The following is a 21195-nucleotide window of genomic DNA, read 5'->3' on the forward strand; positions in this document are numbered from 1 at the left end:
GGGCAATGACCAACCCCGTCACCGCGACGATCATCTTTGTCCTGCCGTTCCTCGTCACGGCCCTGTTCGGGATCGCGTCCGTCGTCGAGCGCCGACGCAACCCGACGCTGCAGAAGCCCGGCTTCTTCCAGCGCAACGGCTGGCCTATCGGCCTGTTCCTGATCGTCGCCGTCGGCTTCTGGATCTTCGCCCTGGTGATCCTGCCGCAGCTCTACATGGTGGACTACTCGTTCCACCCAAAGCTGCCGCCGATCAAGCGCGGCGGCCCGGAGGACGTCTACACGCTCGAAAACTACCGCTACTTCCTGTTCGGATCGACGAAGTCGACCGCGAACTGGAACACGACGCATCTCTACGCCTTCTGGATCACGATCTTCGTCTCGACGATCATCACCATCCTCAACTTCGCGATCTGCTATCCGCTCGCCTACTACATGGCGCAGGTCGCCAAGCCCAACGTCGTGCTGAAGCTGATGCTGTTGCTCGTGATCCCCTACTGGGTCAACGAACTGCTGCGCGCCTTCGCCTTCCGCATCCTGTTCGGCACAGGCGGCGTCATCAACGGCATCCTGATGGGCGTGGGCATCATCCACGAGCCGGTCGACTTCATCGGCATCGACGTCGCGCTCTATGCAGGGCTCACCTACGCGTACCTGCTGATCATGATGTTCCCGCTCTACAACGCCATCGAGAGCCTGGACCACAATCAGATCGAGGCGGCGCGCGACCTCGGCGCCCCTTGGTGGCACATCCACCTCTTCGTCGTGATGCCCTTCGCCAAGCCCGGCATCGCGTCCGGCTGCACGCTGGTTTTCATGCTGTCGGCCGGCGCTCTGGCCGCGCCCCTGGTGCTGGGCGGCCCGAAGACGCTGTGGTTCACGCCGATCGTCTACGACCGCTTCTTCCAGGCCTTCAACTGGCCGCAGGGGGCCGCCTACGCCATCATTCTCCTGCTCACCTGCATGGCCTTCGTGCTGCTGGTCATGCGGGTGTTCAAGGTGAGCCTGTCGGAGATCGCCCGATGAGCTCGCGCGCGATCTTCCGGCTGATGATGGGGTTCTATTTCGTCCTGTTCTTCGGGTTTCTGTTCGGCCCGCTGTTCGTCATGGGCATCACCGCGTTCAACACGCCGACCTATCCGCAGGTCTGGCCGATCGAGGGTGTCACGCTCGACTGGTTCGTGAAGCTGACCGAGGACCGCAACCTGATGCAGGGGCTCTGGAACAGCCTCGTCATCGGCTTCTTCGTCGTCGCCCTTGCCGTGCCGCTCGGCTTCGCCGGCGCGCTGGTGATGACGCAGATCTATGCGCGCGCCCGGTCGCTCTACTACCTCGTCGTCGTCTCGCCCGTGCTGACGCCGGGCGTCATCATCGGCATCTCCACCGTGATCTTCTGGAAGGACGTGACGGACACGACGGGTGCCTCGCTGTTCTACAACGGCATGTTCCTGTCGACCCTTGGCCAGTCCACCTTCATCGCCGCCTATTGCATGCTCATCTTCCTGTCGCGCCTGCAGCGCTACGACATCAGCCAGGAGGAGGCGGCGCTCGACCTCGGGGCCAGCCAGACGCAGGTGTTCTTCCACATCCTGCTGCCCTTCATGAAGCCGGCCATCGTCTCCGCCGCGGTGATTGCCTTCCTGTCCTCGTTCGAGAACTACAACACGACGACCTTCGCCATCCTCGCCGACAAGACGCTCACCACCGTGCTCGCCGGTCGCGTCCGCCAGGGCACGACGCCCGCGATCAGCGCGCTCGCCGTGCTCATCATCGGCATCACCGTGGCCGGCGCCATCGCCTTCGAAATCGCCAAGCGCGCCGAGATCCGCCGCGACGAGGCCCGCAGCCGCACCGCGGCCCGGGCCGAGGAGAGCGAACTGGCAGCAGAGCCGGCGTAGCGGGCGTCGCTGCGGTCATCCCGGCCGGAGCGCAGCGGAGAGCCGGACCCAGGAACGACGACCTCGCAGTTTCTTTGTACGGCGAGGAAACGCGACCGCCCTTATCCCTCGGGGTAGTCGACCCGCACGAGGTAGAGCCCGCCCGGCGGCGCAAGGGGCGCGCAACGGGTGCGGTCGGCGGCGGCGAGGGCGGCCGCAAGGTCGGCCCGGGTCCAGCGGCCGGCGCCTACCATCTGCAGGCAGCCGGCCATCGAGCGCACCTGGTGATGCAGGAAGGAACGCGCGCTGGCGTGGATGCGGATCTCGTCGCCGGTGCGCTCGACATCGAGCCGGTCCAGCGTCTTGACCGGGCTCTTCGCCTGGCACAGCGCAGCCCGGAACGTCGTGAAGTCGTGCTGGCCGATGAGCACCTGCGCTGCCTCGTGCATGGCCCCGGCGTCCAGCCGCCATTTCACCAGCCAGGCCCGGTTCGCCTCCAGCGCCAGCGGCGCGCGGCGGTTGACGATGCGGTAGAGGTAGTGCCGCTTGCGGGCGGACATTCGCGCGTTGAAGTCAGGGCCAACCCGCCGCGCCGCGACGACGGCAACGGGGTGCGGGCGCAGATGAGCGTTGGTGGCGTCACGCACAGTGTCTTCGGGCCACTCGCGGTCGAGGTCGACATGCACGACCTGCCCGGTCGCGTGCACGCCTGCGTCCGTGCGTCCCGCCGCCTGCACCCGCCCGCACTCTCCCGCAAAGGCGCGGATCGCGGCTTCCAGAGCGCCCTGCACGGTCGGCACGTCGTCCTGGTATTGCCAGCCCGCAAAGGGCGTGCCGTCATACTCGACCAGCAGCCGGTAGCGCGGCATCAGGCGAACCTCGCCCCCGTCGTCACCGGCACGCCGCGCAGGAACTCGGCGGCGGCCATCGGCTTCCCGCCGGCGCGCTGAACCTGCAGCAGGCGTACCGCCCCCGCGCCGCACGCAACCGCCAGCTCTCCGTCGAGTACCGTGCCGGGCTCGCCCGATCCTCCCACCATGGCGGTACGCAACACCTTCAGCCGCTCGGGGCCCCGGCCGAGATCGACCTCGGTGAAAGCGCCGGGGAAGGGCGAGAGCCCGCGCACGAGATCGTGCACGGCCTGCGCCGGCCGCAACCAGTCGATGCGGGCCTCTTCGTTGGTGATCTTGCGGGCGTACTCGACGCCCTCCTCAGCCTGCGGCGTAAAGCCGAGCCCGCCACGCGACAGGGCCGCCAGCGCGCGCACCATCAGGTCGGCACCGAGGAGGGCGAGGCGGTCATGCACGTCCCCCGCCGTCATGTCGGGGCCGATGGCGATGCGCTCGACCATCGCGACGGGGCCGGTGTCGAGCCCCTCTTCCATCCGCATCACGGCGACGCCGGTCTCGCGGTCGCCCGCCATCACGGCGCGCTGGATCGGCGCCGCGCCGCGCCAGCGTGGCAGGAGGGACGCGTGCAGATTGAGGCAGCCGAGTTCCGGCGCGTCGAGGATGTCCCTGGGCAGGATCATGCCATAGGCGACGACGACGGCGACGTCGGCATCATGCCCTTCGAAAGCGTCCGCCGCCTCCGGCGTGCGCAGGCTGGTAGGGGTGAGGACGGAAAGCCCGAAGCGCTCGGCGGCCCGGTGCACGGGGGAGGGCCTCAGCTCCATGCCCCGCCCGGCCTTGGCCGGCGGGCGGCTGTAGACGGCCACCACCTCGTGGCCCTGGCCTACGATTTCCGACAGGGTCGGCACGGCAAAGTCCGGCGTGCCCATGAAGACGACGCGCATGGCGCTGGCCCTTTCGTATTGCCGGCCGGCCGGCGCCGCTCAGTCCACCTGCTCGCGCTTCGCCTGCTTGGCAAATTTCTTGACCACGCGTTCGCGCTTCAGGCGCGAGATGTGGTCGATGAAGAGCTTGCCGTCGAGGTGGTCGATCTCGTGCTGCACGCAGGTCGCGAGGATGCCGTCGGCCTCCATCTCGCGCACCGCGCCCTCGAGGTCGGTGAAGCGGATGCGCACCTTGGCCGGCCGCTCCACCTCCTCGTAGTAGTCGGGAATGGAGAGGCAGCCCTCCTCGTAGACCGAGGTTTCGGGCGAGGTCCACAGGACTTCCGGGTTGATCAGCGCCAGAGGCTGCTTCCCTTCGTCCTTGCGGGCGACGTCGATGGTCACGACGCGCTCGGGAATGCCGACCTGGATGGCCGCCAGCCCGATGCCCGGCGCCTCGTACATCGTCTCGAACATGTCATCCACGAGCTTGCGAAGCTCCTGCGTCACCCCGCCGACCGGCTTGGAAACGAGGCGCAGCTTGGAATCCGGAATGATGAGGATGGGTCGAACGGCCATGATCCGCAGGAGATAATCACGCCGGACCGCAAGGTCAAACGCGCCGCGCCCCCGTCAACCGCGTGGCCCTACGGCCGTTGCGGGGGCTGGGCGGACACCACCGTTTCCGGCCTCCGGCCGGCTGCCCGCAGGCGGAGCAGGGCGCAACTCGACGATAACCGCGCCGCAGGCCGAATCGGCCGGACGCGGCGTGACCGGGCCCCAAACCGGAGACGCCGCTCGCAAACCCGCAGCGGCAGCCCTGAGGCGGCTCAGGCGCGGGCCGCTTCGCGGGCCTCCCGCGCCTTGATGCGCTCGCGGTGGGCGGTGTAGAGCCCGCTCGCCGCGATGAAGGCGGCACCGACATAGGTGGTGTAGCCGGGGATCACACCGAAGGCGAGGAAACCGAGGCCGGTCGCCCAGATCAGCTGCGTGTAGGTGAACGGGGCCAGCACCGAGGCGGGAGCCCGCCGGTAGGCCAGAACGATCACATAGTGCCCGGCGGTCGAGAGCAGGCCCATGACGGTGCCGAGCGCGAGCCATTCCCAGCTCGGCGTCTTCCAGATGAAGGGCATCACGGCCGAAAGCGCGATCAGCCCGACAATGGCGGTCCACGCGAAAGTGGTCTCGGGCCGCTCGGTGCGGCTCATGAGGCGGGTCGCGACGGCGGAGAAGGCCCACACGGCGGCCGAGCAGACCGGCAGCAGCGCGGCGAGTTGGAAGGCCCCCGTGCCCGGCTGCACGACGATGACGACCCCGCCGAGGCCGACGACCGCCGCCATCCAGCGGCGCATGCCGACCTTCTCGCCCAGCAAGGGAATCGACAGCGCCGTGATGAAGATGGGCGCGACGAAGCCGATGGCCGTCGCGTCGGCCACCTGCAGGGTGGTGATGGCCAGGATGAAGAAGATCGAGGACCCGGCGACGCCGAGGCCGCGCAGCACCTGCAGCAGCGGGCGCGTGGTGTGCAGAGCGCGCGAACCCAGCGCCGAGGTGGCCATGGGCAGGGCCACGACAAGGAACACGATGTAGCGCATCCAGGTCACCTGGAGGGCCGGCATCGTCTCCGTCATGTGCTTGGCGAGGATATCGCTCGTCGAGAAGAAGATGGTCGAGAGAATGATGAGGCCGATGCCGCGCAACGTCTCGTCCGCGAGCCCGGGCAAACGCACTTCGGGACGAACGGATACGCTCACCCTGGCCGCAGCCGGAAAGCTGGCGGCGTCCGCGATGGCGGGGGGCGGCGGCATGACAGTCTCCTGGAGGCGGTAAGTGGCGCGACGACTATGCTTCTATGCCCCGAGACCTGAACAAAGCGTAGCGTGAACCTTGCAGAACAGGCATGGTTGCACTGCGCGGCTCGCCTGACGGGCTGCCCCTTTGCGGACGCAATCGGCATTGGCGGTGCTGCTTCGCCACGCCTGCGACATACACCCTAAACCGATGTTAATGCACGAATCTCGACATGAGGTCGCGGGTTGTCATGGACAGGACGCCAATGTCGTGCCATCAAACCACGTCCACGTGGTATTTGGCGACGACATGAGCAAAGACAGGAATTCGTGGGACCGGCGCAGGCGCACTTTCGACGGCCCACAGGAAAACATGATGGAACCGGCGTGGCGGCCGCCCTCCTCTCCGTCCGCCCCCCGCAGCCCGCGACCCGCACTTTCGTCCGGCCCGGAGGTTGGAGCGGTTGTGAAGTGGTTCAAGGGTGAGAAGGGCTTCGGCTTCGTAACCCTGGACGACGGTAGCGGGGACGCTTTCCTTCCCGGCCGTGCCGTTGAGGCAGCAGGCTACGACAACCTGGAATCGGGAACGACCCTCGTGGTCCGCACCGCTGCCGGGCAGAAGGGCACGCAGGTCACCGAAATCGTCAGCGTCGACACGTCGACGGCAGAGCCCCGGCGTCCCGGCGGCTTCGGCGGCGGCCCAGGTGCTGGCGCCGGCGGCCCCGGTGGCGGCGGCGGTGGTGGTTTCCGCCGGCCCGACGCAGGCCCCTCCGAGGAGCAGACTGGCGTTGTCCGCTGGTTCAACGTCGAGAAGGGCTTCGGCTTCGTCCAGGCGGACGGTGGCGGCAAGGACGTGTTCGTACACGGCTCCGTGCTTCGCCGCTCGGGCCTGAACGACCTTCAGGAAGGCCAGCGGATCCGCATGCGCGTGATCCAGGGCCAGAAGGGTCCGCAGGCCGAGTCCGTCTCGCTCGAAGACTGAGCGCCCGCCGGACCGACGGTCCGGCGGTTCTTTGATCACGATTTCGTGATATCGGATCCGGCGTGTCAATTTCGCCGGATGAACTTTCGCGTGGATTGAAACGGCAGCGGCATTGCGAGCCGTTTGGCAGGCTCGGTATGCGCTTTGCCCTGCCGAGCCTCGCATTGGTCGCCCAGGTCAACCCTGCTTGGCGACCAGGCCAGCACCTTACCTCATACGATTCCAGCTGTCGTTCCGCCACGGGCCGGGCGCTCGGTGGTCTTGCGCGCGCGGTAGCTCGCCTCCCGGTAGACGGCGACGGGATCGACCGCGCCGCCAGCGCGGACGCGAGCCATGGCGAGGACAGGCTCGACATCCGTGGTGAAGGCACGCTTGAGCATGCGATGGGCAGCCAATGCGTCGTTTTCCTCCTGCAACGCGGCGAGGGCGCCACGGTCCACCAGGAGAGCCTGAGCATAGGAACGCTGCAGCTCGACCGCGCTCGTCATCAGCGACTCCACGGGATCGGTGACGTTGTGCGACTGGTCGATCATGTAGGCCGGGGCGAAGCCGGGCGCCTTCCGGTGCGCGGCGTCGACGAGCTCGTTGAAGATCAGGAACAGCCGGAACGGGTCCACCGAGCCGGCATCCAGATCGTCGTCGCCATACTTGGCGTCGTTGAAGTGGAAGCCGGCCAGCTTCCCGGCGCGGATCAGGCGCGCCACGATCATCTCGATGTTGGTGTTGGGCGCGTGGTGGCCGAGGTCGACGAGGCACCTGGCCTTGGGGCCGAGTTCCTGCGCCGCCATGAGGCTCGAGCCCCAGTCGGCGATGACGGTGGAATAGAAGGCCGGCTCGAACAGCTTGTGCTCCAGGAACACCTGCCAGTCGGCGGGCAGCTCGGCATAGATGCGCGCCATGCTGTCGACATAGCGGTCGAAGGCGGCCGACAGGTTCGCCTGTCCGGCGAAGTTGGAGCCGTCCGCGATCCACACCGTGAGCGCCTTTGATCCCAGCGTCTCGCCGACGCGGATGCACTCGATGTTGTGCTCCACCGCGAGGTCGCGCACGGCCTTGTCGGTGTGGCTGAGCGAACCGAACTTGAAGGAGCGGCTCTGCTGCGCCTGGTCCTGGAAGGTGTTGGAGTTGACCGCGTCGAAGGCGAGGCCGCGCGCGTCGGCATAGGCCCGGAGCTCGGCGGGATTGTCGACCGTGTCCCAGGGGAAATGGGGCGAGATCGCCGGCGTCGCCCGCGTCAGCTGGTTGATGACGGCGCAGTCGTCGATCTTGTCGAAGACGTGCCGCGGCTCGCCGGTGCCGGGAAACCGCGCGAAGCGCGTGCCGCCCGTACCGACGCCCCATGTGGGCACGGCGACGCCGAAGGCCGCGACCTTGGAAGTGACCGCCTCGATGTCCACCCCGCGCCGCTCCAGCTGCCGCCCCAGCGCCCCGTAATCATCGGCGAGCGCCGCCTCGTGGCGCCGATTGTGTGTGGCGACCAGTCCGGCATCGATGCCCACTGCCTCGGCCATGGTGTTTCCCCCTTGTTGTTTCAAATCGCGCCGTCGGACCCCTTCTCCCGCCTGGCGGGAGAAGCTGGCGCGCAGCACCGGATCAGGGTGCGGCGCTAACGGCGGAATGGCGCGATCCTTACCGTGCGAACGACACCGCGTTGCCGGCGTCGACATTGACGATGTTGCCGGTCGACTTCGAGGCCATGTCGGAGGCCAGGAAGTAGGCGGCCTCGGCGATGTCCTCGGGATAGACGCTGAGCTTCAGCATGCTGCGCTGGCGATAGATCTCGTCGAGCTCTTCTTCGCCGACCTTGTAGGACTTGGCGCGCTCGGTGCGCCACTCGCCCTGCCAGATCTTGGAGCCGCGCAGGACGGCGTCGGGATTGACGACGTTGACGCGGATGCCGAGTGGCGCCCCCTCCAGGGCAAGGCAGCGCGCCAGGTGGATCTCGGCCGCCTTGGCCGCGCAGTAGGCCGAGGCTCCCGCGGAGGCCGCGAGGCCGTTCTTGGAGACGATGAACACCATCGCGCCCCCCGATCCCTGCGCCTTCATCAGCCGGAATGCGGCGCGGGAGACGAGGAAGTAGCCCGTCGCCAGCACGTCCATGTTCTTCTGCCACAGCGCCAGCGACGTATCCTCGATCGGGGCGGCTGTCGCGATGCCGGCATTGGAGACGAGGATATCGAGCCCGCCATACTCGGCCACCGCGTCGGCGACGCCGCGGTCAACCGACTCCTCGCGCGTGACATCGACCAGAATTCCGCGCACCGAGTCCGCCCCGTAGCGCTTGCCGAACCCGGCGACGCGCTCGTCGAGAGCTGTCTGGTCGATGTCGGCCAGCACCACCACGGCGCCCTCGCGAAGGTAACGCTCGGCGATGGCCGAGCCGATGCCGCCGGCGCCGCCGGTCACCAGGGCGACCCGGCCGGCGAGGCTCTTGGGCTTGGGCATGCGCTGGAGCTTGGCCTCCTCGAGCAGCCAGTACTCGATGTCGAACGCCTCCTGCTCGGGCAGCGCGACGTACCGGTCGACCCCGGCGGCACCGCGCATCACGTTGATGGCGTTGACGTAGAACTCGCCGGCAATGCGCGCCGTCGCCTTGTCCTTGGCGAAAGAGATCAAGCCGATGCCCGGCACGAGGATGATGACGGGGTTGGGATCACGCATGGCCGGGCTGTCCGGGCGCTTGCAGCGCTCGTAGTAGGCAGCGTAGTCCGCGGCATACCCGGCGATCAGCGTGTCCAGCTGGCCCGTCAGTGCCTCGACGTCGGGGCTGGCGGGATCGAAGGGCAGGACCAGCGGGCGGATCTTCGTGCGCAGGAAGTGATCCGGGCAGGACGTGCCCATCGGCGCCAGCTCCGCCAGCCGGTTGGAGTTCACGAACTCCAGCACTTCCGGGGAATCGTTGAAGTCGCCGACCTTGCGCTCACTCTTCGAGATGCGGCCGCGAATGGCGGGCATCAGGGCCTGCGCCACCGCGCGGCGCTGCGTGGCCGGCAGGGGCGCCACCTTCTCGCCGCCGAAAGCCGGCACGGTGTTGTTCGCCGCAAGCCAGTCCGCCGCCTTGCGGATGATGCGCAGCGTCGTCTGGTAGCTCTCCTTCGCCGTCTCGCCCCAGGTGAACAGGCCGTGCCCGCCCAGGACGATGCCGACATATTCGGGATGAGCCCTGGCCAGCTGTTCCAGCTTGAGCCCGAGGTCGAAGCCGGGACGCTGCCAGGGAAGGAAGCCAATCTCGCCGCCGAAGACCTGCCTGGTCAGTTCCTCAGCCCTGGCCGAGGCGGCGATGGCGATCACCGCGTCGGCATGGACGTGGTCGACATGCGGGTGAGGCACGAAGCCGTGCAGCGGCGTGTCGATGGAGGCGGCCCGGGGATTGAGGTCGAAGGTGCAGTGGGAGAGCAGCCCCACCATTTCATCCTCGTGCTCGATCCCGCGGTAAAGCGTCTTCAGGTGCTCGAGCTTGTCAATGTACAGCGTCGAGAAGCCGTCGAGCTTCATCGATCCGATGTCCCCGCCGGAACCCTTGACCCACAGCACCTCGACGGGCTGGCGCGTCAGCGGATCGGTCATGCTGACCTTTGCAGACGTATTGCCGCCGCCGAAATTCGTGATGCGCTTGTCCGATCCCAGCAGGTTGGAGCGGTAGAGCAGCAGGTTGGGCTCGTCGAGGCCTGCGGCATGGGCGTCGTCCCACAGGTCGGGAATGGCGTTGCTGTTGGACGTGCTGGTCATGGCGGCATCCTGGCGTGTGCGGAAGACGTGCCGCGGCTTTCCCGCGGTCGAACAGGCGGCGAAACACTATGGGCACGTTCAATCACCGTCAATCGTGACCGATCATTATTGTGCAATGCAGCAACTTTGCTGCAGGACGGCATGATTGTTTGCGATTGACCGGCCGCTCATGATCGATCAACCCTGCGCAAGGGAGGGACACGATGCACGAGCGGGAACGCTGGCAGATCATCCTGCGCGCTCTGGCCAGGCAGCCCGTTGCGACGGTCAAGGACCTCGCGGCTCTCACCGGCGCGTCCGAAGCCACGTTGCGCCGCGACATCGCCAAGCTGGCTGACCAGGGATTGCTGCTGAAGGTCCATGGCGGCGCTCAGGCGTTGCGCGACAACACCGCGCCCTCGCTCGCGACCCGTCACTTCGAGACCAGCCGGCCGCTGAACCTGTCGAAAAAACGTGCCATCGCCGCTGCCGCCGCGGAGCTCTGCGTCGACGGTGATTCCATCATCATCAACGGCGGCACCACCACCTACGAGATGGTCGAGTTCCTGCGCGACAGGCGCATGCAGGTGCTGACCAACTCCTTCCCGATCGCCGAGGCGCTGATCCGCTTCTCCCGCAACCGCATCATCCTGCCGGCGGGCGAGGTCTACCGGGAGCAGAGCGTCATCGTCAGCCCCTACGAGGACGACACGCTGCGCCACCACTATGCCTCCCGCATGTTCATGGGCGCGCAGGGCCTCGTACCGCTCGGCCTGATGGAGGGCGACCCTTTGCTCATTCGTGCAGAGCAGAAGCTCGTCGACAGGGCGGAGAGGCTGATCGTGCTGGTCGACAGCACGAAGTTCCGCAATCGTGGCGGACTGATCCTGTGCCCGCTGCAGCGCATCGACACCGTCATCACCGACAGCGAGGCCCCGCCGGAGGCACTCGAGATGCTGGAGGCGGCTGGCGTGAAGACCATCGTCGTGGACCCCGACGCCCTCGAATCGGCAGCCTGAGGCCCGCATGAGCATCCCATCCCCCACCGCGGTCCCGGACGCTGCGTCCTCCGTGCCGGTCCTGCGGCTCGAAGGCATCACCAAGTCGTTTCCGGGCGTGAAGGCGCTGAAGGGCGTCAGCTTCGAAGTCCGCGAGGGGGAGGTCCACTGCCTGCTCGGCGAAAACGGCGCGGGCAAGTCGACGCTGATCAAGATCATGTCGGGCGTGCACCATGCCGACACCGGCACGATGTATCTGGACGGCAAGCCCTTCCGCCTGTCCAGCCCGCACGAGGCGCGGCAGGCCGGCGTCGCCACGATCTACCAGGAGCTGCTGCTCTTTCCCGAGCTGACGGTCGCCGAGAACATCTTCATGGGCCACGCGCCGACCTCCGGCTGGAGCGGCATGGACTGGCCAGCGATGCGGCGGGAGACGGCGAGGCTCCTCGCCTCGCTCGACATCCACGATCTCGACCCCGATGCCGTCGTCGGCACCCTCTCGGTCGGCAACCGGCAGCGCGTGGAGATCCTGCGGGCCCTTTCCCAGGACGCGCGCATCCTCATCATGGACGAACCCACCGCCGCGCTCACCGAGCACGACGTGCAGCGCCTCTTCGCCATCGTGCGGCGCCTCCGCGACCGGGGCGTGGGCGTCGTCTACATCAGCCATCGGCTCGAGGAGATCTTCGTCCTCGGCGACCGCATCACCGTGCTGCGCGACGGCGAGCACGTCGCGACCCGCACGGTCGCCGAGACGAAGCCCGAAGAGCTGATCCAGATGATGGTCGGCCGCCAGATCGACCAGCTCTTTCCCAAGGAGACGGTTCCCATCGGCGAGCCGGTGCTGGAGGCCAGGAACCTCCGCCGCGAGCCGCAGACGCTCGACGTCAGCCTGACGGTGAGGGCGGGGGAGATCGTCGGCCTCGCGGGGCTCGTCGGATCCGGTCGCAGCGAACTCGCGCAGGTTCTGTTCGGCATCACGCCGGCGACCTCCGGCGAGATCCGCGTCAGCGGCAAGGCGGTCAAGGTCTCTTCGCCGGCCGACGCACGGGCGGTCGGCATCGCCTACGTGCCGGAGGACCGCGCCACGCAGGGTCTCGTGCGGCCGATGACGGTCCGCGAGAACTTCTCCATGGCCATCCTGCCGAGGCTGGCGAAGAGCGGCTTCATCGACTTCGGGGCGGAGATGAACCTCGCACGCGACGGCGTGAAGAGGTTCAACGTCAAGACGCACACCACCGAGCAGGTCGTGAACAAGCTCTCCGGCGGCAACCAGCAGAAGATCGTGCTGGGCAAGTGGCTTGCGACAAACCCGCGCCTGCTGATCCTCGACGAGCCCACCCGCGGCATCGACGTCGGGGCCAAGGCGGAAATCCACCGGCTCATGGTGGAGCTCGCCCGCCAGGGCCTCGCCATCCTGATGATCTCCAGCGAGCTGCCGGAGGTGCTGGGCATGAGCGACCGCGTGCTCGTGATGCGCGAGGGACGCCTCGTCGCCGAGGTGCCGCGCAGCGAGGCGACGCAGAACCGGGTCGCTGCCGCCATGATGGGGCAGGGCAACGAGCCCGCCGGGGAGGTGCGCCAGTGACCGACGCCGTCGTTTCCACGCGCCCGGCGGCGCGCCGTCCCGGGATGCTCGCCTTCTTCGGCACGCAGGAGGGCCTGCTGCTGCTCGCCATCGTGGCGCTGCTGGTGATCGTCGGCTTCGTGAACCCGCGCTTCATCGCCGAGCGCAACCTCTGGAGCATCGCCCAGACCTCGGGCTACATCGCGGTGGCCGCCATCGGCATGTCGATGGTCATCATCTCCGGCAATATCGACATCTCCGTCGGTGCCCTGATCGGAGTGCTCGCCACAATCAGCGGCACGCTGGCCACGTCCGGCATGCCGCTCGCCGTCGCCTGGTTCGTTCCGATCCTGGTCGGCATCGCCGCGACGAGCTTCATGGGCTTCCTCGTCGCCTATCTCCGGATCCCCTCGATCATCGTCACGCTCGGCATGCTGTCCATTCTCAAGGGCGGGCTGATCGTGGTCACCAACGGCAAGTGGATCTCCGACCTGCCGCCCGGCTACCAGCTGGCGCAGGTGTCGGTGGGCGGGCTCGTGCCCATGTCGGTGCTGCTGATGGTCGTGCTGACGATCGGCGCCGCGCTGTGGATGCGCCGCAGCGCGGGCGGCCGCGCCATCTACGCCGTCGGAGGCAATGTCGAGGCGGCGCGCCTGTGCGGCATCTCGCGCGAGCGCACCATCATGAAGGTCTTCGCCATCCACGGTTTCTTCGTGGGCGTCTCGGCCATCCTCTTCGCCACCCAGCTCAGCGTCATCCAGTCCACGGTGCCGCCGAACCTGGAGCTCACCATCATCACGGCCTCCGTGGTCGGCGGCGTCAGCATCCTCGGCGGCACGGGGACCGTGGTCGGCTCGACCCTTGCCGCCGTGCTTCTCGGCATGATCGGGTCGGCGCTGATCTTCATCGGGGTCTCGCCCTACTGGCTCCGGGCCGTGCAGGGCATCCTCATCCTCGTCACGGTGCTCGCCGACGTGCTGCGCCGCCGCCGCCGCGCCAGGAGAGCCTGACCATGGCCGTGACAGACGCTCCCTCCGCCCCGCAGAAGGGGCCCTTCAACGTTTCGCACGAGATGGTGCTCGGCATTATTCTCGTCATCGCAGTCGGCGTGCTGGCGCTCTTCACCGACCAGTTCCTCACGGTCGAGAACCTGCTGAACCAGGCGCGCCTGATGACGGAGGTGGCGCTGATCGCGCTGCCCATGACGTTCATCATCATCACCGGCGGCATCGACCTCTCGGTCGGGTCCATCCTCGGCCTCTGCGCCATCCTGCTGGGCTATGCCTGGAAGAACTTCGGCTTCCCGCTGGAACTCGCAATCGTGTTCACGCTCGGTGTCGGCGTGGTGGCCGGCTGGATCAACGGCCTTTTCATCACGCGCATGAAACTGCCGCCGCTGATCATGACGCTGGCGACGCTGGCGCTCTATCGCGGCCTTGCCGAGGGCATCAGCCAAGCGCGCTCGGTACGCGGCTATCCCGAGTGGTTCCTGGTGCTCGGCCAGAGCGATCTTTTCGGCATCCCGGCGCAGCTGTGGATCCTGCTCATCGCCATCATCGTCTTCTGGGTGCTGCTGTCGCGCACCACCTTCGGCCGCTCGCTCTATGCGATCGGCCACAACGAGACCGCGGCGCGCTTCTCGGGCATCCCGGTCGACCGGGTCAAGCTCGTCATCTACACGCTGTCGGGCCTGCTCTCGGCCATTGCCGCCATCGTCTTCGTATCGCGCGTCTCCACCACGCGCTCGGACATGGGCATCGGCATCGAGCTCGACGTCATCGCCGCTGTGGTGCTGGGGGGCACCAGCATCTTCGGCGGTGTCGGCACAATCGGTGGCACCCTCATCGGCCTCGTCCTGATCCAGCTGCTCAAGAACGGGCTGTCGCTGACAGGGGTGAAAGGGGATGCCACAATCGTCGTCATCGGGACGGTGCTCATCGCATCGATCCTGATCACAAACTTCGTTCAGCGGCGCCGGGAATCGGCGCGCTGACGGGGAAACGGCCGCCTCCGAGGCGGTTTTCGAGGGAGGTAGAAACAATGCTGAAGATGAGCACCCTGGCCCTGGGCGTCGCCCTCCTGGCCGGAACCGCGATGGCCGCCGACAAGAAGTGGGACGGCGGCGACGACCTGCCCACCAATCCGCTGGCTTGCGACGGCACCGCCGCCGCATCCGCCGCCAAGCCCTATGACGGCGGCGCTCCCACCAATGCGCCCGACCGCGCGGGCAAGCCCATCACCCTCGTCGACGTGCCGAAGCTGATCGGCATCGGCTACTTCAACGCCACGTCGAAGGGCATGCAGGACGCCGCCAAGGAACTCGGCAACGTCAAGGTGACGACCGACGGTCCGACCGAGGCGAAGATCGACGAGCAGATCAAGTTCATCGACAACTACGTCACGCGCGGCGTCGATGGCGTGCTCTTCGCCGCCAACGACCCCGTCGCCATCGCGCCGGTGCTGAAGAAGGCGCTCGGCAAGGGCATGCTCGTCATCGGCTACGACGCCAACTCGCAGCCCGACGCCCGCCAGTGGTTCGTCAACCAGGCCCAGTTCAACGGCATCGCCAAGGCGCTGGTCGACCAGATCGTCAAGGAGATCGGCCCGGACAAGGCGTTCGCCATCGTCACCTCGACCTTCACCACGCCGAACCAGGCGCGCTGGATTGCCGAGATGGCCGCCTATGCCGCCAAGTGCTATCCCAAGCTCGAGTGGCTGGAGACGGTCGAGGCCCAGGAAGACAACATCCTGTCCTTCAACCAGGCGACCGCCCTCATCAACAAGCATGGCGACAAGCTCGCCGGCCTGTTCGGCATGACCTCCGTCGCGACCCCGGCCTCGGCCGAGGCGGTGACCCGCGCCAACCTCTGCGGCAAGGTCGCGGTCGTCGGCCTCGCCACGCCGAACGCCATGAAGCCCTACGTCAATTCGGGCTGCGTGAAGTCGGTGGTGCTGTGGAACCCGGTGGACCTCGGCTATGCCGCGACCTACGTCGCCCGCGCCGTCGCCGACGGCAAGTTCAAGGCCGGCGCAACCGAGGTAGAGGCCGGCAAGCTCGGCAAGCTGAAGGTCATCAACGGCTCCGAGATCCTGCTCGGCGCCCCCTTCGTGTTCTCGAAGGACAACATCAAGGACTTCGATTTCTGATCGAAGCGGCCTGAAAGCCTCTGTCATCCCCGGCGGCGCGATGCGCCGGCCGGGGATGGCGACGTCCTGTGGTGTCCTGCCAGTCCCGGAGCCTGTCATGGAGCGCTTCGCCTTCAAGATGCACCTCGACCCCGGCAAGGCGGACGAGTACCGCCGGCGCCACGACGCGCTCTGGCCGGACCTCGGCGACCTCCTGAAAGAGGCGGGAATCTCGAACTACTCGATCTTCCTGGACGAGGAGACGCACACGCTCTTCGCCTATCTCGAGCGCCCCGCCGACCACGGCATGGCCAGCCTGCCCTCGCATCCCGTCATGCAGCGCTGGTGGGCCTATATGGGCGACATCATGCGCACCAATCCCGACGGGTCGCCGGTGGCCGTGCCGCTGCCCGAGCTGTTCCACTTCGCCTGACCGGCAGCGCATCCCATGGCCACCGCCGTCATCGACATTGGCAAGACCAACCTGAAGCTCGTCGTGCTCGACGAGGATGGGCGCGAGCTGTTCCTGCGAAAGTCGCCGAACGCCCCGCTGCCGGGCCCTCCCTACCTCCACCACGATGTGGAGCGCACCTGGAGCTTTGTCACCGCGGCGCTGGCCGAGGCGGCGCGCGCCATCCCGGTCCGCCGCATCGTGACCACGACGCACGGTGCCACGGGCGTGCTGATCGACGATGACGGCCTCGTCCTGCCGGCGATGGACTACGAGGATCCGGCGCCGGAGAAGGACGACCCCGGCTACGCGTCCGTGCGCCCCGCCTTCGACGAGGCACTCTCGCCGCTGCTGCCCTTCGGGCTCAACTTCGGACGCCAGCTCTTCTGGCAGAGCCACCGCCATCCCGATGCCTTCGCGCGGGCGCGCCACATCCTCACCTACCCGCAATACTGGTCGTGGCGCCTCTCGGGCGTGGCGGTGTCGGAGGCGACCTCGCTGGGCACGCACACCGATCTCTGGCGCCCGCGCGAGGGCCGCTGGTCCTCGATGGTCGAGCGCCTCGGCTGGGAGAGGCTTCTGCCGCCGCTGCGGCCGGCCTCCGCCGTGCTCGGGCCTGTGAAGCCCGGCCTTGCGAGCGAACTCGGCCTCGATCCCGTGACCGAAATCATCTCGGGGATCCACGATTCCAACGCTTCGCTGGTGCCCTATCTCGCCACGCGGGCGCAGCCCTTCACCGTGGTGTCCACCGGTACCTGGACCATCATCTTCGCCGTCGGCTCTCCCGTGGAGGGGCTGGACGAGACGATGGACACGCTGGCCAATGTGGACGCCAACGGCAACCCCGTCGCGACGGCGCGCTTCATGGGCGGGCGCGAGTTCGAGACGCTCGCCGGCAAGGACGCGCCTTCCGCGCGGCTGGAGGACCTCGCCGCCCTGGTCGCGGCCGGGCGCATGACGCTACCCTCGTTCTCTCCGCAAGGCGGCCCGTTTGCCGCGTCAGAGGGACGGCACGTCGGGCCGCCGCCCGTCACGCCTGCGGAGCGCTCGGCCGCCGCCTCGCTCTACCTCGCACTGATGGTGGAGTTCTGCATGGAAGCCGCGGGGTGCCGGGGCGACGTCATTCTTGAAGGCCCGTTCGCCCGCAACGCCGCACTGCTCGGCGCGCTGGCCGCACTGCTGCCTGACCGCGCTGTCCTGGCGTCGCCGGATGCCACGGGAACCAGCATGGGAGCCGGCATGGTTGCCGGCGTCCGGCCGCCACAGGCCGAACTGCCGCGGGCGGCTCCGGCCGCCATTGCGGGGCTCGTGGAGCACAGGAACCGCTGGCGGGAGATGCTGCCGAAGCGGTGACCGTCCTGGCGGGCGTGAAGCGACAAAGCAATCCGGCGGCGATGCCGAACCGGATTGCTTTGCGCAGCTTGAAGTGACCGCGTTCATCCCCTTCGCGCCGCATCGCGGAGCGGTGCAGACACGGGATCCAGGACCACGATGGACGGTGTTCCTGGATCCCCGCTCACAGCTTCGCTACGGCCGGGACAACACCGGGCCTCGGATCAGCGCCGGTCCTTGTCGAAGGTCCCGGTGCCGCGGCTGGTACGCTCGTCCTCGACCTCGACCTCGGTCTTGCGAACCGTGTCGGAGACGTTCTGCGTGCGCTCCTGGACGTCTCGGTTGACCACGAGTTCCTCCTTCACGCGCGCTTCCTTGCCGACGACGGCCTCCTGGGCGCGCTCTTCGACGTCGATGGTGCGATCGCGGAAGAGCTCGTCGCCGGCCTCTGCCGGACGGTCGACCGGGCGGCGCTCGATGGTCACGTGCTCTTCCCGCAGATTGACCTGCGCCTCGGCCGGCACCTCGCGGACATAGCTGCGGACCCGGACGCGGCCGAGGTTCACGTCGCGCTTGCCGACGCGCAGGCTCTCCTCGACGACCGGGATCACCTCCTCGGAGCCGGTCATGCCGGACGCGCGGCCCGTGGTGCCGCCCGCGAAAGAGGCTTCCGAGCCTGCCGTATCGGACCCGCGCGAGAGCGTGTCGTCCATCCGGCCGGCATCGCCGAGCGTCGCGGTGCGGGGCATCACGGACCCGCTCATGCCAGCCGTGCGCGGCACGTCGGCGTTGCCGAAATCCGTCGTCGCCCGCGTGCCGGTCACGCCGAGGTCGGCGCCGGTGGTGCTCGACGAGCCGAACGTGCTGCCGGTCGAGCCTTCGCTGAGCACGTCGTCGCTGCGGCTGAGCGTGTCGGAATCCCGCCCCGCCATGCCCGACATCGAGCCTGCCGTGTCGCCACGTCCGCTCCAGCCGGAGGCGCGCCACGTGTCCTCGCGCTCGTCCATGTCGATGGTGCCCTCGTCGTCGAGGATATCGACTGCCGTGTCATGGTTGGCAGCCGTCGTCTCGACCGCGAGAAGCACGCCGCCCCGGTTCAACCCCTCGGCGTAGACGTCGCGGTCGCGTTCCGGGAGAAAGAGGTCGGCCAGGCTTTCCCAGAAGGCGGAATGGCCGCTCTCCGGGAAGGAGCGCGTGCTGTCGGATGCCGCAACGGAACCGCCGGACGTCGTATCTCGCTCGTTGCCCGGCATCATGCGGATCCGGCTCCGGTCGAAGCCCTCGTCGACCAAAGCCTGGATGGCGCGATCAGCATCGGTCTTGCTGTCGAAGAACGCCGTGACGGTGCGCGTCTGCATGGAGCCGGATCCGGCGTAGCCACCGGTGCTGGAATAGTCGGTCATGATTGCTGGTCCTCGTGCTGCCGGTCTCGGTCCGGCGGGGTATCCTCGCCGGGTGTCTCGCCGCGGGCCGGCAGGCGGTCGACCTCGGCCCGCTGCTTGCGCAGCGTGACCGGTACCTCGACCGTTTCGGACGTCTCGCGCCTGCGGAGCTCCTCGCGGAGCACGAGGTGCGTCTCGACGACTGCCACCTCCTCGATCACGGGGACGATCAGGACCCCGTTCTCCTCGCGCACCGGCGGCGGGGCGTCGATACGCCTGCCCACCGGGACCCGCTCTACCTCGACCTCCTCGCCGGACAGCGCGACGCGCGCAACCTCCTCCACTGTCTCGGTGACGGTCCGGACCGTGACGCGCCCGGTGGTCACCGTGCGCGTGTCGACCCGAACCTCCTCCTCGACCAGCGGCAGGACAAAGGTGTCGTCGTGCCGTTCCGCCTGCATTGCCCGCCCTCGACTGAGCGGCATGAACGGGGGCCATGGGGGAAGGTTCCGGACCGCAGGCCTGCGGGGCTGCCGCAAACAGCCCCGTTCAAAGTCTTCAGCGGACATTAACCGGGTTCGGACTCAATGGGCGCGTACGGAGTTCACCATGCGAATCATCCATGTCGCCGACGAGGTTCGGCTGCGTTTCCCGGGTCGGGACGAGCAATTCGACCAGGGCGTGGAGATCGGGGTCATCGCGACCCTCATCGAGTTCGGAGTGCTCGAGTTCAGCCGTCCGCTCGGGGAGGGCACGATGGACCAGGCGCGCTCCCTCGCGGGCTCGCTCGGCTACCGCGTCGTCGAGGAGCCGGGCGACGAGGACGGCTACGTCACCGCCACCTTCTGCAAGGCCAGCGTGAAGCCGCAGTTGCGGCTCGTCTCCAGCAACGGCTGACGCCTACGCCGCCGCGCGGCGGCGCTCCACGTCGGGCAGGAAGATCGCCAGAAGACCGATCAGCGGCAGGAACGAGCACAGCCAGTAGACGTACTCGATGCCCCACCAGTCGGCCATTTCGCCGAGCACCGCGGCGCCGATGCCGCCCATGCCGAATGCGAAGCCGAAGAACAGCCCGGCGATCATGCCGACCTTCCCGGGCACCAGCTCCTGCGCATAGACGATGATGGCCGAGAAGGCCGATGACAGCACGAGGCCGATGACGATGGTCAGCGCCGTCGTCCAGCCGAGCCCGACATAGGGCAGCGCCAGCGTGAACGGTGCCACGCCCAGGATCGACAGCCAGATCACGAACTTCCGGCCGAAGCGGTCGCCGATCGGTCCGCCGGCGATGGTGCCCGCCGCCACAGCGGCGAGGAAAATGAACAGGTGCAGCTGCGCCGTCTGAACGTCGACGTGGAAACGCTCGATCAGGTAGAAGGTGAAGTAGCTTCCCAGCGCCGCCATGTAGAAGAACTTGGAGAACATCAGGGCCGCGAGGATGCCGATCGAGGCGACGACCCGGGATTGCGAAAGCCCGTGTGTTTCGCGGGCCGACGCGGCCTTCTTCGGGCCGGCGCGCCGCTGGTGGCGCGCGTACCACATGCCGACGCCCGACAGGATCAGGATCCCGGCCAGCGCCACGATCGAAAACCAGCCGAGGCTCTTCTGCCCGTGCGGGATGACGATCCAGGCGGCGGCAAGCGGGCCCAGCGCCGATCCGGCATTACCACCGACCTGGAACAGCGACTGTGCCAGGCCGTGCCGACCGCCGGACGCCATGCGCGCCACGCGGGAGGATTCGGGGTGGAACACCGCCGAGCCGAGCCCGACCAGCGCCACCGACGCAAGGATCATCGGATAGGAGCTGGCCATCGACAGAAGCAGCAGGCCGCACAGGGTGGAGCTCATTCCGACGGCGAGCGAATAGGGCAGGGGCTTCATGTCCGTGTAGAGCCCGACGGCGGGCTGCAGGACGGACGCGGTGAGCTGGAAGGCGAGCGTGATGAGGCCGATCTGGCCGAAGTCGAGCGCATAGCTCTGCTTCAGGATCGGGTAGATCGCCGGGATCAGCGACTGGATGAGGTCGTTCAGCATGTGCGACACGCTGATGGCCGCCAGCACGGGAAAGACCGTCGCCGAAGCGGCGGCGGTGGCCGCGGAGGTGTCTGCTGCAGCGTGCGGCGCAGCGGCTGGGGTCTGAACGCTCACGGGGGGCTCCGGCGTCTGGCCGCGGCGCATGGGCACGGCAGCGCAATGGTCCTACAGGAGC

At 67.8% G+C, this 21195-nt stretch carries 20 protein-coding genes; 11 read left to right on the top strand and 9 right to left on the bottom strand.

From position 1 onward, the window contains the following. Positions 1-5: 5 nt before the first annotated feature. Together AC5JCN_RS20465 and AC5JCN_RS20470 are read left to right on the top strand one after the other, a co-directional pair. Entirely contained in the window at positions 6-1025 is a 1020-nt protein-coding gene (locus tag AC5JCN_RS20465; protein ID WP_495756934.1) for an ABC transporter permease, read from the top strand. After that, positions 1022-1897 (top strand): ABC transporter permease, encoded by an 876-nt coding sequence (locus AC5JCN_RS20470; protein WP_495756935.1) that lies wholly within the window; start codon positions 1022-1024, stop codon positions 1895-1897. The genes AC5JCN_RS20465 and AC5JCN_RS20470 overlap by 4 nt, the downstream gene beginning before the upstream one ends. Positions 1898-1998: 101 nt before the next feature. Here the strand turns inward: AC5JCN_RS20470 and truA are convergent, their stop codons facing one another. The 4 genes from truA to AC5JCN_RS20490 form a co-directional block, all read right to left on the bottom strand. After that, on the bottom strand, positions 1999-2745 hold the full coding sequence (truA, locus tag AC5JCN_RS20475; RefSeq protein WP_495756936.1) for a tRNA pseudouridine(38-40) synthase TruA: 747 nt from the start codon (positions 2743-2745) through the stop codon (positions 1999-2001). After that, positions 2745-3671, bottom strand: coding sequence for a methionyl-tRNA formyltransferase (gene fmt / locus AC5JCN_RS20480; protein ID WP_495756937.1), 927 nt, complete (start codon positions 3669-3671; stop codon positions 2745-2747). The genes truA and fmt overlap by 1 nt, the downstream gene beginning before the upstream one ends. A 39-nt stretch (positions 3672-3710) precedes the next feature. Next, the gene (def, locus tag AC5JCN_RS20485; RefSeq protein ID WP_495756938.1) at positions 3711-4229 is read right to left on the bottom strand and encodes a peptide deformylase; all 519 of its coding nucleotides are present in this window, start codon (positions 4227-4229) and stop codon (positions 3711-3713) included. A 251-nt stretch (positions 4230-4480) separates the two neighbouring features. After that, positions 4481-5458: a DMT family transporter gene (locus AC5JCN_RS20490; protein ID WP_495756939.1), complete on the bottom strand. Its 978-nt coding sequence runs from the start codon at positions 5456-5458 to the stop codon at positions 4481-4483. Positions 5459-5906: 448 nt separating this feature from the next. Between AC5JCN_RS20490 and AC5JCN_RS20495 the strand changes: the two genes are divergently transcribed. Then, positions 5907-6422 carry a cold-shock protein gene (locus tag AC5JCN_RS20495; RefSeq protein WP_495756940.1) on the top strand — a complete coding sequence of 172 codons (516 nt, stop codon included), beginning with the start codon at positions 5907-5909 and terminating at the stop codon, positions 6420-6422. Positions 6423-6634: 212 nt separating this feature from the next. Here the strand turns inward: AC5JCN_RS20495 and rhaI are convergent, their stop codons facing one another. Together rhaI and AC5JCN_RS20505 are read right to left on the bottom strand one after the other, a co-directional pair. Continuing rightward, positions 6635-7933, bottom strand: coding sequence for an L-rhamnose catabolism isomerase (gene rhaI, locus AC5JCN_RS20500; RefSeq protein ID WP_495756941.1), 1299 nt, complete (start codon positions 7931-7933; stop codon positions 6635-6637). Between the two features lie 118 nt (positions 7934-8051). Beyond that, positions 8052-10151: a bifunctional rhamnulose-1-phosphate aldolase/short-chain dehydrogenase gene (locus AC5JCN_RS20505; protein WP_495756942.1), complete on the bottom strand. Its 2100-nt coding sequence runs from the start codon at positions 10149-10151 to the stop codon at positions 8052-8054. Between the two features lie 203 nt (positions 10152-10354). Here AC5JCN_RS20505 and AC5JCN_RS20510 point away from each other — a divergent pair, with 203 nt between their 5' ends. The 7 genes from AC5JCN_RS20510 to AC5JCN_RS20540 all read left to right on the top strand — a co-directional run bounded on the left by AC5JCN_RS20510 (position 10355) and on the right by AC5JCN_RS20540 (position 17625). Next, positions 10355-11149, top strand: a complete 795-nt coding sequence (locus AC5JCN_RS20510; protein ID WP_495756943.1) for a DeoR/GlpR family DNA-binding transcription regulator — start codon at positions 10355-10357, stop codon at positions 11147-11149. 7 nt (positions 11150-11156) lie between these two features. Then, positions 11157-12716 carry a sugar ABC transporter ATP-binding protein gene (locus tag AC5JCN_RS20515; protein WP_495756944.1) on the top strand — a complete coding sequence of 520 codons (1560 nt, stop codon included), beginning with the start codon at positions 11157-11159 and terminating at the stop codon, positions 12714-12716. Beyond that, positions 12713-13705, top strand: a complete 993-nt coding sequence (locus AC5JCN_RS20520; protein ID WP_495756945.1) for an ABC transporter permease — start codon at positions 12713-12715, stop codon at positions 13703-13705. The genes AC5JCN_RS20515 and AC5JCN_RS20520 overlap by 4 nt, the downstream gene beginning before the upstream one ends. A 2-nt stretch (positions 13706-13707) precedes the next feature. After that, complete coding sequence (locus AC5JCN_RS20525; protein ID WP_495756946.1) at positions 13708-14688, top strand: ABC transporter permease; 981 nt, start codon at positions 13708-13710, stop codon at positions 14686-14688. Between the two features lie 47 nt (positions 14689-14735). After that, the gene (locus AC5JCN_RS20530; protein WP_495756947.1) at positions 14736-15842 is read left to right on the top strand and encodes an autoinducer 2 ABC transporter substrate-binding protein; all 1107 of its coding nucleotides are present in this window, start codon (positions 14736-14738) and stop codon (positions 15840-15842) included. Between the two features lie 97 nt (positions 15843-15939). Further along, on the top strand, positions 15940-16254 hold the full coding sequence (rhaM, locus tag AC5JCN_RS20535) for an L-rhamnose mutarotase (RefSeq protein WP_495756948.1): 315 nt from the start codon (positions 15940-15942) through the stop codon (positions 16252-16254). 15 nt (positions 16255-16269) lie between these two features. Next, positions 16270-17625, top strand: coding sequence for an FGGY-family carbohydrate kinase (locus tag AC5JCN_RS20540; protein WP_495756949.1), 1356 nt, complete (start codon positions 16270-16272; stop codon positions 17623-17625). 203 nt (positions 17626-17828) lie between these two features. On the opposite strand, the gene AC5JCN_RS20545 is transcribed toward AC5JCN_RS20540, so the two are convergent. Then, positions 17829-19007, bottom strand: a complete 1179-nt coding sequence (locus AC5JCN_RS20545) for a YsnF/AvaK domain-containing protein (RefSeq protein WP_495756950.1) — start codon at positions 19005-19007, stop codon at positions 17829-17831. Further along, positions 19004-19447, bottom strand: coding sequence for a DUF2382 domain-containing protein (locus AC5JCN_RS20550; RefSeq protein ID WP_495756951.1), 444 nt, complete (start codon positions 19445-19447; stop codon positions 19004-19006). The genes AC5JCN_RS20545 and AC5JCN_RS20550 overlap by 4 nt, the downstream gene beginning before the upstream one ends. Positions 19448-19595: 148 nt before the next feature. Here AC5JCN_RS20550 and AC5JCN_RS20555 point away from each other — a divergent pair, with 148 nt between their 5' ends. Continuing rightward, positions 19596-19883, top strand: a complete 288-nt coding sequence (locus AC5JCN_RS20555) for a hypothetical protein (RefSeq protein ID WP_495756952.1) — start codon at positions 19596-19598, stop codon at positions 19881-19883. A 3-nt stretch (positions 19884-19886) separates the two neighbouring features. On the opposite strand, the gene AC5JCN_RS20560 is transcribed toward AC5JCN_RS20555, so the two are convergent. Beyond that, a complete protein-coding gene (locus tag AC5JCN_RS20560; RefSeq protein WP_495757689.1) occupies positions 19887-21164 on the bottom strand; it encodes an MFS transporter in 1278 nt (425 codons plus the stop codon). Positions 21165-21195: the final 31 nt, after the last annotated feature.

It is taken from the genome of Alsobacter sp. (genome assembly GCF_059501845.1).